Annotated in this window: 16 protein-coding genes; 12 read left to right on the forward strand and 4 right to left on the reverse strand. The window is 50.6% G+C overall.

The genetic code is table 11. The features are described from left to right. The first annotated feature begins 5 nt into the window (after nt 1–5). The 3 genes from E1B03_RS23145 to E1B03_RS23155 are packed head-to-tail and all read left to right on the forward strand — an operon-like array spanning nt 6 to nt 3,344. Complete coding sequence (locus E1B03_RS23145; protein WP_103769847.1) at nt 6–1,112, forward strand: ABC transporter ATP-binding protein; 1,107 nt, start codon at nt 6–8, stop codon at nt 1,110–1,112. A 36-nt stretch (nt 1,113–1,148) separates the two neighbouring features. Continuing rightward, nucleotides 1,149–2,405: a Gfo/Idh/MocA family protein gene (locus tag E1B03_RS23150; RefSeq protein WP_133087008.1), complete on the forward strand. Its 1,257-nt coding sequence runs from the start codon at nt 1,149–1,151 to the stop codon at nt 2,403–2,405. Between the two features lie 18 nt (nt 2,406–2,423). Further along, nucleotides 2,424–3,344 carry an ROK family protein gene (locus tag E1B03_RS23155; RefSeq protein ID WP_103769849.1) on the forward strand — a complete coding sequence of 307 codons (921 nt, stop codon included), beginning with the start codon at nt 2,424–2,426 and terminating at the stop codon, nt 3,342–3,344. Nucleotides 3,345–3,381: 37 nt separating this feature from the next. On the opposite strand, the gene agaR is transcribed toward E1B03_RS23155, so the two are convergent. Continuing rightward, nucleotides 3,382–4,152 carry a transcriptional repressor AgaR gene (agaR, locus tag E1B03_RS23160; protein WP_103769850.1) on the reverse strand — a complete coding sequence of 257 codons (771 nt, stop codon included), beginning with the start codon at nt 4,150–4,152 and terminating at the stop codon, nt 3,382–3,384. A gap of 324 nt (nt 4,153–4,476) precedes the next feature. Continuing rightward, nucleotides 4,477–5,283 carry a DeoR family transcriptional regulator gene (locus E1B03_RS23165; RefSeq protein ID WP_103769851.1) on the reverse strand — a complete coding sequence of 269 codons (807 nt, stop codon included), beginning with the start codon at nt 5,281–5,283 and terminating at the stop codon, nt 4,477–4,479. A gap of 267 nt (nt 5,284–5,550) precedes the next feature. Between E1B03_RS23165 and kbaZ the strand changes: the two genes are divergently transcribed. From kbaZ to E1B03_RS23210, 9 genes are all read left to right on the forward strand, one after another. After that, nucleotides 5,551–6,828, forward strand: a complete 1,278-nt coding sequence (gene kbaZ / locus E1B03_RS23170; RefSeq protein WP_246044176.1) for a tagatose-bisphosphate aldolase subunit KbaZ — start codon at nt 5,551–5,553, stop codon at nt 6,826–6,828. A 19-nt stretch (nt 6,829–6,847) separates the two neighbouring features. After that, entirely contained in the window at nt 6,848–7,321 is a 474-nt protein-coding gene (gene agaV / locus E1B03_RS23175; RefSeq protein WP_133087010.1) for a PTS N-acetylgalactosamine transporter subunit IIB, read from the forward strand. 10 nt (nt 7,322–7,331) lie between these two features. Continuing rightward, nucleotides 7,332–8,111 (forward strand): PTS N-acetylgalactosamine transporter subunit IIC, encoded by a 780-nt coding sequence (agaW, locus tag E1B03_RS23180; protein ID WP_003839998.1) that lies wholly within the window; start codon nt 7,332–7,334, stop codon nt 8,109–8,111. Next, entirely contained in the window at nt 8,101–8,979 is an 879-nt protein-coding gene (agaE, locus tag E1B03_RS23185) for a PTS N-acetylgalactosamine transporter subunit IID (protein ID WP_103769853.1), read from the forward strand. Before agaW ends, agaE begins: the two co-directional genes overlap by 11 nt. Nucleotides 8,980–8,995: 16 nt before the next feature. Continuing rightward, nucleotides 8,996–9,430: a PTS galactosamine/N-acetylgalactosamine transporter subunit IIA gene (agaF, locus tag E1B03_RS23190; protein ID WP_103769854.1), complete on the forward strand. Its 435-nt coding sequence runs from the start codon at nt 8,996–8,998 to the stop codon at nt 9,428–9,430. Continuing rightward, a complete protein-coding gene (nagA, locus tag E1B03_RS23195) occupies nt 9,427–10,560 on the forward strand; it encodes an N-acetylglucosamine-6-phosphate deacetylase (protein WP_133087011.1) in 1,134 nt (377 codons plus the stop codon). The genes agaF and nagA overlap by 4 nt, the downstream gene beginning before the upstream one ends. A gap of 301 nt (nt 10,561–10,861) precedes the next feature. Then, nucleotides 10,862–12,016, forward strand: coding sequence for an AgaS family sugar isomerase (locus E1B03_RS23200; RefSeq protein WP_133087012.1), 1,155 nt, complete (start codon nt 10,862–10,864; stop codon nt 12,014–12,016). A 12-nt stretch (nt 12,017–12,028) separates the two neighbouring features. Next, nucleotides 12,029–12,904 (forward strand): tagatose-bisphosphate aldolase subunit KbaY, encoded by an 876-nt coding sequence (gene kbaY, locus E1B03_RS23205; protein ID WP_133087013.1) that lies wholly within the window; start codon nt 12,029–12,031, stop codon nt 12,902–12,904. Nucleotides 12,905–13,038: 134 nt separating this feature from the next. Next, on the forward strand, nt 13,039–13,215 hold the full coding sequence (locus E1B03_RS23210) for a sugar phosphate isomerase family (protein ID WP_246044130.1): 177 nt from the start codon (nt 13,039–13,041) through the stop codon (nt 13,213–13,215). A 3-nt stretch (nt 13,216–13,218) separates the two neighbouring features. Here the strand turns inward: E1B03_RS23210 and E1B03_RS23215 are convergent, their stop codons facing one another. Together E1B03_RS23215 and rsmI are read right to left on the reverse strand one after the other, a co-directional pair. After that, entirely contained in the window at nt 13,219–14,232 is a 1,014-nt protein-coding gene (locus E1B03_RS23215) for a Fic family protein (protein WP_133087014.1), read from the reverse strand. Between the two features lie 2 nt (nt 14,233–14,234). Then, nucleotides 14,235–15,098 carry a 16S rRNA (cytidine(1402)-2'-O)-methyltransferase gene (rsmI, locus tag E1B03_RS23220; RefSeq protein ID WP_003024942.1) on the reverse strand — a complete coding sequence of 288 codons (864 nt, stop codon included), beginning with the start codon at nt 15,096–15,098 and terminating at the stop codon, nt 14,235–14,237. Between the last annotated feature and the right edge of the window lie 18 nt (nt 15,099–15,116).

Below are 15,116 nucleotides of genomic sequence, written 5' to 3' on the forward strand. Positions count from 1 at the left end.
GTGTTATGTCAGGTATTCAATTACAGGCAGTAAGCAAAGTCTATCCCAATGGTTTTCAGGCGATACATAACGTTGACCTTCAAATTCACGATGGTGAATTCATGGTATTTGTCGGACCATCAGGTTGCGCCAAATCAACGCTGCTGCGCATGATTGCCGGTCTGGAAGATATCACTCATGGCCATATCGCAATCGGAGAACAGTGCGTCAACGACCTGCTACCAAAGGAGCGAGGCGTTGCCATGGTCTTCCAGAATTATGCCCTCTATCCCCACATGACGATTTATAAAAATATGGCATTCAGCCTGTTAGGGAAAATGAGCAAAGAAGAGATTGATATCCGCGTGCGGGAAGCTGCACACAAGCTGGAAATCGAGACATTACTCGATAAAAAGCCCGGCCAGCTTTCGGGCGGTCAATGTCAACGCGTAGCCGTTGGCAGGGCCATCGTACGTAAGCCCGACGTTTTTTTGTTTGATGAGCCGCTGTCCAACCTGGATGCAAAACTACGTGTTTCAATGCGCGTGCGGCTGACAGAACTGCATCGACAACTGCGTCACGAAGGCGTGAGCGCAACCATGGTATACGTCACGCACGATCAGATTGAAGCGATGACGATGGGAGACAGGATTTGCGTTCTTAATGGCGGTCGTATTATGCAGGTGGATACCCCAGGGAATATTTACCATCATCCCAGGAATAAATTCGTTGCTGGTTTTATTGGTAATCCGGCAATGAATATCCTACTGCTTGATATTGAACCCGGCGCTCGTGGCCTGCGCCTGGCTGATAATTTAATCCTGCCATTGAATACACGCTTGAGTAACCTGCTGGAGCAATACCCGCATTCCAGCGTCTGGTTCGGCATCCGTTCAGAGGCCATTCAGTTAGCCTCGCAGCATGATGCCTCTGCGTTCGATGCGCACATTACCAACGTAGAAAGGATGGGCAACGAAGACCTTCTGCATTTTGATATTGGTGAGCAACATATGATCCTACGTATTAACTCCTCACCCGACTGGAACCCTCTTCCTGGCGAATCTATCAAAGTGAAATTTAATCTTGAAGCCGCCTTTTTGTTTGATAAACAACATGAAGAAAATTTGGCCTGACCATAATTCAGGCTAAGTGCAAAATGAGAGGTTTATATGTGTGCGAATAAAGTGACCGTATTAGTGGTAGGGGCTGGTGCGCGCGGAGAAATATATTCTCGCTATGCGCTTGAACATCCCGACAGAATGCAGGTGGTGGGTGTTGCCGAGCCCAGAGAGGCATACCGCCAGCAGTTTGTCGCACAGCATAAAATTGCCCCAAATAACGTATTTTGCGACTGGCAAGAGGCTGCGGCCCAACCCAAGATGGCCGACGTAGTACTTATTTGCACGCAGGATAATATGCACAAAGATCCAGCGGTAGCATTTGCCAATCTCGGCTATCACATTCTGCTGGAAAAACCGCTCGCCCCTACGACAGAAGATTGCCGGATCATTATTGATGCGGTCAAACGCAACAACGTGTTACTGGCCGTCGCCCACGTTCTACGCTACACACGCTATACGCAAAAGCTGAAATCACTGCTTGATGATGGCGTAATTGGCGATATTGTCAGCATGCAGCATCTCGAACCCGTAGGTTACTGGCATCAAGCCCACTCGTTTGTACGCGGTAACTGGCGCAATGAAGCAGAATCGTCGTTTATGCTGTTACAGAAATCCTGTCATGATTTGGACTGGATCCGTTACATCATGAGTGACAACTGTCAGGACGTGGGTTCATTTGGCAGCCTGAGCCACTTTGTGAAAGAGAATCAGCCTGCGGGCGCCGCCGACCGCTGCCTCGATTGTCAGGTTGAAGCAACCTGCCCCTGGTCTGCCTGCAAAATTTATTTGGGTGAAAACCACAAATGCACTCCGCACTTCCGTCGGGTGCTAACTGCAGATCCCAGCGAAGAGAATGTTCGCCAGGCACTGCGCGATGGGCCTTATGGTCGCTGTGTTTATCGTTGTGATAATGATGTGGTGGATCATCAGGTTGTTAACTTACGTTTTGCCCACCAGCAGACAGTGACCTTTACCATGACCGCGTTTACCAAAATGGAGGATAGAAAAACGCGTCTCTTTGGCACCAGAGGTTATCTGGAAGGTGATGGCGAGCAGATACGAGTATTTGATTTCCTGACGGACAAAGAAACAGTACATCAGATTGAGGAGATCGCCGCTGGAACACAAACCCAGATGGGGGGGCATGGTGGTGGCGATTACTACTTGATGGATCGCTTTATCCACGCGGTGATGGCCAACGATCAAAATATGATCCTTTCTGGCCCGGATGAATCACTGGAAAGTCACTTAATGGTCTTTGCCGCAGAGCGCGCTCGCAAGGAAAACTGTCTGGTTACGCTGTGAAGCCGGAGGAGATGAGGCATGTTTTACGGTGTTGATATTGGTGGAACCAAAACTGAAATTGTCGCTTTTGATAAGGAAATGCAGGTTTGCTGGCGCAAGCGAGTTGCCACGCCAGTTCAGGATTATGAACTCTTTCTTTCGACCTTTACTTCACTTATTGATACCGCCGACTGGGCAACAGGAACGCAAGGAAAAATTGGCATCGGCATGCCCGGTCTGATGGACAGACATACCGGAAAACTACTGTCATCTAACGTGCCTTGCCTGACCGGACGCCAGGTGATGAACGATCTTGCTCACCGCCTCAATCGTTCGGTTGAACTGGACAATGACTGCTGCTGCTTTGCGCTTTCGGAAGCCCATACCCAGCAGGCTCGCCAGTTCTCCAGAATTTTTGGTGCCATTATTGGCACCGGCATGGGCGGAGGATTAGTCATTGACGGTCAGCTGTATCGGGGTCGCAACCGAATGGCCAGTGAGTTTGGCCATTTACCGCTTCCGGCAACGTTTATGCGCCGTTACCACTTGCCGGAACTGAAGTGCGGCTGTGGCTTGCAAGGGTGCCTGGAACGCTATCAATCCGGCCCTGGTTTACTGTGGCTCCACAAACACTTCAGTGGTGAACAGCTCAAAATGGAGACCCTGCTGGAGCACTATCGTCATGGCAATGCCAGCGCAGTTACTACTATAGAAGCATGGATTGATATGTTGGGTTGCACGCTGGCGCAATTGCAGTTGATTCTGGATGTCGATGCTTTTGTTCTCGGCGGTGGGGTTTCCAACATTGAGGAAATGTATACGTTGCTACCGCAAGCCATGTCACGTTATTTGTTTCCGGGATTAGAGCCTGCCCGCGTATTCCCGGCCATTCATGGCGCGTCCAGCGGGGTTCGCGGTGCCGCATTACTGCTGGTTGAACAGGGTACGCTGACCCACTAAAAAACTGCTGGCGAGATTTCCTCGCCAGCAGTTTCAGTTATTCATCTGCAATCACCACATCCACCCCCAGTTGGATTAAGGCCCGGTGATAATTTTCAGGGATCCCGCTGTCGGTAATAACCCGGTCAATACCGCTGATTTCGCTAATCATGCAGAAACTTTTGCGGCCAAACTTGCTGGAGTCAGCCACTACCGTGACCTCCTGTGCAACCTCACACATCACCTGATTAAGATGCGCTTCTCCCGGATGCGGCGTGGTAATTCCCGCTTCCAGGCAGAATCCGTCAACGCCTAAAAAAAGCTTATCAAACCGATATTGTCTGAGCTGGTGTTCTGCTGAAGGGCCATACAATGAATAGACGCTTTGCCTGACGTTCCCACCCAGAATCATGACATCTACGCGCTCAAAATTCGCCAGTTCCCAGGCAATGTTAAGCGCATTAGTCATCACCACCAGGTCACGGCGATTCTTTAACATGGGAGGAATGAGCGTGGTGGTCGAACCGGAATCGAGGATTAACGTGTCACCATCTTTCACAAAGCTGGCCGCTTTTTCGGCAATACGCGTTTTCACATCGCGATTCAGCCGGTCCTTATCCTGCAAAGGCCGATCAAGGGCAAAGTGCTGATTGAGAACCGCCCCACCGTAGGAGCGCATGACGCACCCCTTTTGCTCCAGATAACGTAAGTCGTTGCGGATCGTGACCGATGACACACCAAAATGGACGCTCAGTGGCTCGACACGAACGCTACCCTGATCGCACAGCAGATCGATTATTTGCTCGCGACGTCTTAAGTTATCCAGCATTTCTATTGCTCCATCAAATATTCATGTTGTTTTGTTTTAGCGCTTTAGCACTTTCGTTTTCTTTTGAATATATTACATCAGAAGCAATAAGGTGAATTTGTGCGCGCAGGCCCAGCATTTAATTTAACAAAAACTGACTATTTTCTTTCGTTTTAGCAAACCGAAACGAAGAAAACCGAAAAAATGAAAAGACTCAAAACGGGTAAGATGCGAGAAAGAGACGGGAAGCATACAAAAAAACGAAAGCGAGCTACTAAAAAAGCTCGCTTATGGTTTGTTTTCGTTTAATTGAAAGGGATCACATTTTTGAATTTTAGCGTGGGATTACTCAACAATGATCACTTCAACACCGCTGCGGCGTAGCTCCTGCAAGCTCTCGTCAGGGATGCCTTCATCAACAATGATGGTATGGATCCGCTGGGTATCAATGATCTTATGCAGGCTCGAGCGGTTAAACTTCGACGAGTCGGTAACAACAATAATACGCTCAGCCACTTCACACATCCGGCGGTTGAGACGCGCTTCATCTTCGTTGTGCGTGCTAACACCACGCTCTAAATCGATAGCATCAACGCCAAGAAATAGCATGTCGAAGTGATAATTTTGTAGCGATTGTTCTGCCTGATCGCCATAAAAAGATTGCGACTGACGACGCAAATGGCCGCCGGTCATCAGCAGCTCAACCCCTTCGGCTTCCAGTAGCGCATTGGCGACATTCATACCGTTGGTCATCGCAATGACATTGGTATGCTGGCGCATCAGGCGGGCAATTTCATACGTCGTGGTGCCGGAGTCAAGGATCACGCGGTGTCCCGGTTTGATCAACTCCGCGGCGGCTTTGGCAATACTGCGTTTTACCGCCGTATTGAGTGAGCTTTTGTCTTCAACAGATGGCTCCACAACAGGCGCATTGCTTTCGCAAATCAGCGCTCCACCATAGGCACGTACCGCAATCCCCTGCTTTTCCAGAAAGGCGAGGTCGTTTCGAATAGTGACCGTTGAGACGCCAAAAAATAAGGAAAGATCGTTAACCTGAACGCTTCCCTGCTGCCGTAACCGCTGGATGATCTGCTCACGTCTTTCGCTGGTGCCGATAACGCGCTTGTCTGCAGAGGACTCGGTGTTACTCATAAGAAATCCTTTAGTTGAATCTTTCGTTTTATTTCGTTTCCCCTATTAACGCCTTTCTTTTATGCGAATGCAAGCCCCGCAAGCGGGTAAGAGCTGGACAAGCTTACGCTGAAACCTTTCATTGTGTTTCTTTTGTGAAACAGATCGGAAAACCATTATCTTTCGTTTTATTTTTATAACACCATGATGCAGTATTAAATGAAACAAAACGAAAGATTGATGTCGCAGTAATCTGACCTGGAGAGGAAAGTGAAACATCTAACTAAAATGGTCGAGCAGCATAAACGGGGGAAGGCAAACGGGATTTATGCCGTTTGTTCCGCGCATCCAATCGTACTGGAAGCCGCAATACGCTACGCCCATGCAAACCATACACCGCTGTTGATCGAAGCAACCTCTAATCAGGTTGACCAGTTTGGTGGCTATACGGGTATGACACCAGCCGATTTTCGCAGTTTTGTCTGCGGTTTAGCCGACTCGCTTGATTTTTCTCAGGATATGCTAATTCTCGGCGGAGACCATCTTGGACCAAACCGTTGGCAAAATTTGCCAGCGGAGCAGGCAATGGCCAACGCTGACGATCTGATCAAGAGCTATGTCGCCGCAGGCTTTAAAAAAATCCACCTCGATTGCAGCATGTCTTGTGCCAACGACCCGGTTCCACTGACGGATGAAATCGTCGCTGAGCGCGCCGCACGCCTGGCCAAAGTCGCCGAAGAAACCTGTATGGCACATTTTGGCAAGTCTGACCTGGTCTATGTGATTGGCACAGAAGTTCCGGTTCCTGGTGGCGCACACGAAGCGTTAACCGAACTGGTGGTTACAACACCAGATGCCGCACGCGCAACGCTGCAGGCGCACTATCACGCCTTTGAAAAGCGCGGGCTGGAGGGTATCTGGCCGCGAATTATCGCTCTGGTTGTGCAACCTGGCGTTGAATTCGATCATACACACATCATTGATTATCAACCTCAGAAAGCCGTAGCGCTCAGCAAAATGGTGGAAGACTACGACACGCTGGTTTTTGAAGCGCATTCTACCGATTACCAAACGCCACTGTCCTTGCGCCAACTGGTGATAGACCACTTCGCTATTCTGAAAGTGGGACCCGCGCTGACCTTCGCCCTACGCGAAGCGCTGTTCTCGTTAGCTGCCATTGAAGAAGAATTGCTACCTGCAAAAGCCTGTTCAGGCCTGCGACACGTGCTGGAAAGCGTGATGCTTGATAGACCAGAGTACTGGCAGAGCCACTATCACGGCGATGGCAACGCACGCCGTCTGGCCCGCGGATATAGCTACTCCGATCGGGTTCGTTACTACTGGCCAGACAGCCAGATTGATGAGGCATTCGAACGTCTGGTGCGTAACCTGGCCGACGAACCGATCCCATTACCGCTGATTAGCCAGTATCTACCCTTGCAGTACGTCAAAGTGCGCGAGGGAGATCTCAGCGCGACACCGCGAGAACTCATCATTAATCATATTCAGGACATACTGCAGCAATATCACTGCGCCTGCCTGGGTGCTCCAGATCGTAACGCATAACAAAAAAGAGAAAAATACCATGCCAAACATTGTATTAAGTCGCATTGATGAACGTCTGATTCACGGTCAGGTTGGTGTGCAATGGGTTGGGTTTGCGGGGGCAAACCTGGTGCTGGTCGCTAATGACGAGGTGGCTGAAGATCCAGTGCAGCAAAATCTGATGGAAATGGTACTGGCAGAAGGGATCGCCGTACGCTTCTGGTCACTACAAAAAGTGATCGACAATATTCACCGTGCCGCCGATCGCCAGAAAATTCTGTTGGTCTGCAAATCGCCTGCAGATTTCTTACGTCTGGTTGAAGGCGGTGTTCCTGTTAACCGTATCAACGTTGGCAATATGCACTACGCCAACGGCAAGCAACAAATCGCCAAAACGGTTTCTGTAGACGCTGCCGATATTGCAGCGTTCAACGGGCTAAAAACCGCTGGGGTGGAATGCTTCGTTCAGGGCGTTCCAACAGAACCCGCCCAGGACCTCTATAAACTTCTCTGAGGGATTCACAATGGAAATCAGTCTGTTGCAGGCTTTTGCGTTGGGTATTCTCGCCTTTATTGCAGGCCTGGATATGTTCAACGGGTTAACGCACATGCACCGCCCGGTTGTTCTCGGGCCACTGGTCGGCCTGATTCTGGGCGATCTGCATACCGGTATTTTAACAGGTGGTACGCTGGAACTGGTGTGGATGGGTCTTGCCCCACTAGCGGGAGCTCAACCGCCAAACGTTATTATCGGCACTATCGTGGGAACCACGTTTGCCATAACGACCGGAGTGAAACCCGAAGTTGCCGTAGGTGTGGCGGTACCGTTCGCCGTGGCGGTACAGATGGGGATTACCTTCCTGTTCTCTGTAATGTCAGGAGTGATGGCACGCTGCGATCGCATGGCAGCGAATGCCGATACCGCCGGGATTGAGCGAGTCAACTATCTGGCGTTACTCGCGCTGGGGACCTTCTACTTTTTATGCGCGTTCCTGCCGATTTACTTTGGCGCGGAACATGCCAAAACCGCGATAGATGTTCTGCCGACGCGTCTGATTGACGGCCTGGGTGTGGCCGGCGGCATCATGCCAGCTATCGGCTTCGCCGTACTGCTGAAAATCATGATGAAAAACGTTTATATCCCCTACTTCATTTTGGGCTTTGTAGCCGCAGCCTGGCTCAAACTCCCCGTGCTGGCGATTGCCGCAGCAGCACTGGCAATGGCGCTGATCGATTTTCTGCGTAAATCACCTGAACCTACAGCTCCCGCAGCACAAAAAGAGGAATTCGAAGATGGCATCTAATCAAACGGCTCTGCCGAACGTTTCCGATACCGAAGAAACGCTGCTGACCGGCAGCAATGAAAACGTCTACGAAGACCAGAATATCGGTGCCGAGCTGACGAAAAAGGATATCAACCGTGTTGCCTGGCGTTCAATGCTGTTGCAGGCCTCTTTTAACTACGAACGTATGCAGGCATCAGGGTGGTTGTACGGCCTGTTACCTGCACTGAAAAAGATCCATACCAACAAACGCGATCTGGCGCGATCGATGAAAGGCCATATGGGTTTCTTCAATACGCACCCGTTCCTGGTCACGTTTGTTATCGGGATTATCCTGGCAATGGAACGCTCCAAGCAGGATGTAAACAGTATTCAAAGTACCAAGATTGCCGTAGGTGCGCCGCTTGGTGGTATCGGTGATGCCATGTTCTGGTTAACGTTGCTGCCTATTTGCGGCGGTATCGGGGCCAGTCTGGCGTTGCAAGGCTCTATTCTTGGCGCAGTGGTCTTTATTGTTATGTTTAACGTGGTTCATCTTGGTTTGCGCTTTGGGCTGGCACACTATGCTTATCGGATGGGCGTTGCCGCCATCCCGCTGATTAAAGCTAACACCAAAAAGGTTGGACATGCGGCATCCATCGTTGGGATGACGGTGATCGGTGCGCTGGTAGCGACCTATGTTCGCCTGAGCACTACGCTGGAAATCACTGCTGGCGATGCGGTAGTGAAACTACAAACAGACGTGATAGACAAGCTGATGCCTGCTTTTTTACCGCTGGTCTACACATTAACCATGTTCTGGCTGGTCCGCCGTGGCTGGAGTCCTCTGCGCCTTATCGCCATTACCGTGGTGCTCGGCGTCGTAGGTAAGTTCTGTCACTTCCTGTAAATATAAGGGGTTGTAGATGTTAGGTATTATTTTGACGGGTCATGGCGGTTTTGCCAGCGGAATGGAAAAAGCGATGCAACAGATTTTGGGTGAACAAACTCAGTTCATCGCCATCGACTTTCCGGAAACCTCAACCACTGCCTTACTCACCTCGCAACTTGAACACGCGGTGAGTGAACTGGATACTCAGCAAGACATCGTGTTTCTGACAGACCTGTTGGGCGGGACGCCATTCCGCGTCGCTTCCACGTTGGCCATGCAAAGGCAAGGCACCGAAGTGATCACCGGTACCAATCTACAACTGCTACTGGAGATGGTGCTGGAGCGTGACGGCCTGAGCAGCGAAGCGTTTCGTTTGCAGGCGCTGGAGTGCGGACATCGGGGCTTAACCAGCCTGGTGGACGAACTGGGGCGCTGTCGCGAGGAAAAGCCCGTTGAGGAAGGGATATGACGAAAGTACTGCGCGCCAGACGTCTACTGACCGAACGGGGCTGGCTGGACGATCATCAATTACGCATTGAAGACGGTATCATTGCGGCAATAGAGCCAATTCCTTCCGGCGTTATGGTCCGCGATGCTGAACTGCTTTGTCCGGCATACATTGATACCCACGTACACGGTGGTGCGGGTGTCGATGTGATGGATGAGGCACCGGATACGCTCGATAAACTGGCGATGCACAAAGCGCGTGAAGGGGTAGCCAACTGGCTACCCACTACCGTCACCGCTCCACTACCGGATATTCACAAAGCGCTTGAACGTATCGCCCATCGCTACCATTCCGGCGGGCCTGGCGCACAGGTACTGGGCAGTTATCTTGAAGGTCCGTACTTTACGCCACAGAACAAAGGGGCACATCCGCCTGAGCTTTTCAGGGAACTGGAGCTCAATGAACTGGATGAACTGATTACGATTTCCCAGCAAACCTTGCGCGTCGTTGCGCTAGCACCAGAAAAACTCGGTGCATTGCAGGCCATCGAACATCTGAAGCAGCGCAACGTACGGGTGATGCTGGGCCACAGCGCAGCTACCTGGGAACAAACCCGCGCGGCCTTTGACGCCGGCGCTGACGGACTGGTGCATTGCTATAACGGTATGACCGGCTTACATCATCGGGAGCCAGGCATGGTTGGCGCAGGGTTAACCGACCCTCGCCCCTGGCTCGAACTTATCGCTGACGGGCATCATGTCCACCCGGCGGCCATGAAGCTGTGCTGTTGCTGCGCGAAAGACAGACTGGTGCTGATTACAGATGCCATGCAGGCTGCAGGAATGCCGGACGGTCGCTATACGCTCTGCGGTGATGAAGTGGAAATGCGTAGCGGAATTGTACGTACCGCTTCCGGTGGACTAGCTGGCAGCACGCTCTCAATTGATGCCGCCGTACGTAATATGGTCGAGTTCACTGGGATAACTGCAGAAGAGGCAATTCATATGGCCTCTCTCCACCCCGCACGTCTGTTAGGTATCGATCGCCTGCTGGGATCGTTAGCGGTGGGCAAACGCGCCGACGCGATCGCGCTTAATAGCGGGCTGCATTTACAACAGATCTGGATTCAGGGTCAGGCTCTCCCCCTTTGACCTTTCATTTTGTCTTGTATTGGCCTGCGGTCTCCGATCGCAAGGCCTTTCTTTTCCTTTCGATTGTGGAAATATCGAACCAAATCACAATCAATCTCTTCCTTATAGATCAATAAGATAATCACAGTCTTCGTTTTCATGATCACAAATTTCGTTTTATTTCATTTTGCATCATTGAACTTTCGATTTCTTTCATATAGATTTTAATCAATCGACATGATGAACAAGTGAAACGAAACGAAAGATAGCGACATTTTTGCCAGCGTCTTATGTGGAATTTACGAGACTAAGGACCTAAGTTATGCCAGAAACCTATACCCCTGTTACTGCGGTAACGGGCACCTGGACCGAAGAAGAGATCCGTCAACAACCTGCCAGTTGGATCCGTTCTCTCACCAATATCGACAATATTCGCTCCGCCATTGATAACTTTCTTGCGCCATTGTTACGCAAAAAAGAGCTGCGGATCGTATTGACTGGCGCAGGAACATCAGCATTCATTGGCGACATCATCGCCCCCTGGCTGGCAAGCTATACCGGTAAAAACATCAGCGCTGTGCCGACCACCGACCTGGTCACCAATCCGATGGATTACCTGAATCCCGCTCATCCGCTGCTGCTCATTTCTTTCGCTCGCTCAGGTAACAGCCCTGAAAGCGTTGCGGCAGTGGAACTAGCTAATCAGTTTGTGCCTGAGTGTTATCACCTGCCAATCACCTGCAACGAAGCAGGCAGCCTGTATCAAAACGCAGTCGCAAGCGACAACGCTTTTGCTCTGTTAATGCCCGCAGAGACACATGACCGTGGTTTCGCCATGACCAGCAGCATTACCACCATGATGGCCAGTTGCCTGGCAGTATTCGCTCCGGAGAAAATCAACAGTCAGACCTTCCGCGACGTAGCAGACAGGTGCCAGGCAATCCTAACTTCATTAGGCGATTTCAGCGACGGTGTTTTTGGCAATGAGCCCTGGAAACGGATCGTCTACCTCGGTAGCGGTGGATTGCAGGGAGTCGCGCGTGAATCGGCACTGAAAGTCCTGGAGCTGACAGCGGGCAAACTGGCGGCATTCTATGACTCCCCGACCGGCTTTCGTCACGGTCCAAAGTCGCTGGTTGATAACGAAACATTGGTAGTAGTTTTTGTTTCCAGCCACCCTTATACACGCCAATACGATCTCGATCTGTTAGCAGAGTTACGCCGCGATCGGCAGGCGCTACGGGTTGTCGCAATTTCCGCACAAACCCATGAGGTGATCGAAGCTGGTCCACATATTGTGCTACCGCCAGCACGCTCTTTCATCGATATGGAATTGGCGTTCTGCTTCCTGATCTACGCCCAGGTCTTTGCTTTGACGCAATCCATCAACATCGGCAATACACCGGATACGCCTTCTGCCAGCGGCACTGTTAACCGCGTTGTACAGGGCGTTGTTATTCATCCCTGGAACGCCTAAAAGGATCGTTTTATGAGCATTATTTCCACCAAATACCTCCTGCTGGATGCACAAAAAAAAGGTTACGCCGTACCCGCCTTCAATATTCATAACGCTGAGACTATCCAGGCGATCCTTGAAGTGTGCTATGAAATGCAATCGCCGGTGATCCTTGCCGGAACGCCGGGTACCTTTAAACATATTGCACTGGAAGAGATCTACGCGCTGTGCAGCGCTTATTCAAACAGCTACGGTATACCGCTGGCATTGCACCTCGATCACCATGAGTCGCTGGACGACATTCGTCGTAAAGTGAATGCAGGGGTACGCAGCGCAATGATTGACGGCAGCCACTTTCCGTTTGAAGAAAACGTGAAGCTGGTGAAATCCGTTGTGGATTTTTGCCATGCCAAAGATTGCAGTGTGGAAGCTGAACTGGGCCGTTTGGGTGGCGTAGAAGATGATATGAGTGTGGATGCAGAAAGCGCCTTCCTCACCGATCCACAAGAAGCCAAACTGTTTGTTGAGCGTACTGGCGTAGATAGCCTTGCCGTTGCCATCGGCACAGCACACGGTTTGTACACCAAAACGCCAAAAATCGATTTCCAGCGGCTGGGTGAAATTCGTGAAGTAGTCGACGTTCCACTGGTTCTACATGGCGCAAGCGATGTCCCTGATGAATACGTCCGCCGCACAATCGAGCTTGGCGTTTGCAAAGTTAACGTCGCTACCGAACTAAAAATCGCTTTTGCCGATGCAGTCAAAGCGTGGTTTGCGCAGAATCCACAGGGCAACGATCCTCGCTATTACATGCGGGTCGGAATGGATGCGATGAAAGAAGTGGTACGTAGCAAAATCACTGTATGCGGGTCAGCAAATAAATTGATGGTTACCTGCGAATTATCGTGACCATTATTTATTCTGCACGAGTGCTATCTACGTGATGTCAGGTAGCGCTCATTGTTCGAGTAATAAGGGGGTACACGCCATTATGGCATGTTAAAAACGGCTGCTCATCGTTTGATTCGCGGTATTCGCCAGGGTTGAAGGACATCCTGAATGCTAAAGAGACCTTGCTGCTGATAGCAAGTGAAGGGAAGCACGATGCTGTAGAAAAATACTTGGCCACCACCGTCGCCACAATTATTGTTGCTTCATTTTTATGGCTGCACCGTAATGTGAGTAGCCTGATTGACGGCTCACAATATCCTGATAAATAAAAGTTACAGTAAGCGCCACATCCCCCCTTTTGTCGCGCCAACGCGTTGCAGTTTACCTTTTAGCTGCAACGCTTTCAGATAGCGCTCTACGGTCCGGGCTGAGATTTCACACTCATCAGCGATACTTTTGGCGGATCTGCCCGGCTGATTCGACAAGATTTGTAGAATGCGTTTTTCTATTTCCAGTAAATCAGCCGACATTTCTTCCGACATTTCTTCCGACATTTCTTCCGACATTTCTTCCGACAGGGCTGATGATCTCCCCAATCCTTCTTGCAAAGCAGAGATGATGTTTTCCAGGATAAATTCTATGAATGGCGTGCAGCTACTTTGCCGATCGCAAAGCCCTAACACCTGGTAATAGCGGTCCTGTTGGTAGTGGATCAGTGTCTCTACTGGTAACCACGCCAATTCCGATCGCCATTCACGGAGGATTAATGTCTGCCACAAACGTCCCATCCGTCCATTGCCGTCGGCAAAAGGATGAATAAATTCAAACTCATAATGGAAAATAGCACCAGCAATCAGTGGGTGGAGTTCTGTCGTTTTTAACCAGCCCAGTAAATCATTCATCAAACGTAAAACTTGTGATGCCGGAGGAGCCATATGAATCAGCTGTTTTTCCCTGTAAACACCAACATTTCCGGTACGTAACTGGCCTGGATTATCGACCAGACCGAGCATAAGAACCCGATGTGCCTGTAAAAGGTCGGATAATTTTCCACTTTTCCATTCCGACATCTTTTCATAGGCCAGAATCGCATTTCTAACTTCCTGTATGTCTTTAGCAGGCGCCAGAATACGTTTTCCCTCCATCAGGGCGGTGACTTGTTCCGTCGTCAACGAATTATGTTCAATCGCTAAAGAGGCCTGAATCGTACGAATACGATTCTCTTTGCGCAAAAGAGGAGATGTCCTACCAGCCATCGCTGCCCAATGCCCCATCAACTCACCAATCTCAATGACTTGATTAAGGATTAATGGAGTGACGACGAAAGGTGGTTGGTAGGTGCTCACTGTTACTCTCCCTGCTGTTCCAGCGCGTGCTTGTACAACGCATTCTTCTTCACGCCATGGATTTCAGCGGCCAGCGCGGCGGCCTTTTTCAGCGGCAGTTCTGCCTGCAATAAGGCCAGCGTACGCAGCGCATCAGCTGGAAGATCGTCCTCTTGCGCTTTATGCCCTTCGACAATCAGCACCATTTCGCCTTTGCGTCGGTTTTCATCTTCTTTAACCCACGCCAGCAGTTCACCGACCGGCGCACCGTGAATAGTTTCCCAGGTTTTGGTCAACTCACGCGCCAGCACCACGTAGCGAGATTCACCCCAGACGGCAACCATGTCTTCCAGACTATCCAGCAAACGGTGGGTAGATTCATAAAAAATAAGCGTACGCGGTTCGGCCTCAATGGCTTTCATCGCATCACGACGCCCTTTGGATTTGGCAGGCAGAAAACCTTCATAGCAAAAGCGATCTGAAGGCAGACCCGCAGCGCTCAGGGCTGCAATCGCCGCGCAAGGGCCAGGCAGAGGAACAACGCGGATCCCCGCTTCTCGACAGGTGCGCACCAGATGGTAGCCAGGATCGTTAATCAGCGGCGTTCCGGCATCGGAAACCAGCGCAATGTTTTGCCCTTCTTTGAGCTTTGCCACCAGCGTTTCGGCCTTTTGCTGCTCGTTGTGGTCGTGCAGGGCGAACAAACGGGCGTTAATCGCGAAGTGTTGTAACAGTAATCCTGTATGACGGGTGTCTTCAGCGGCAATCAAATCAACGGCTTGTAAAACTTCGAGCGCTCGTTGGGTAATATCAGCCAAATTTCCTATGGGAGTAGGTACAATAAAGAGTTGGCCTTGAGAATTATCCGCCGATTCGTGTTGTTTCATTGTGTCGTCCGTATTGCC

It is taken from the genome of Citrobacter arsenatis, from assembly GCF_004353845.1.
Taxonomy (GTDB): domain Bacteria; phylum Pseudomonadota; class Gammaproteobacteria; order Enterobacterales; family Enterobacteriaceae; genus Citrobacter; species Citrobacter arsenatis.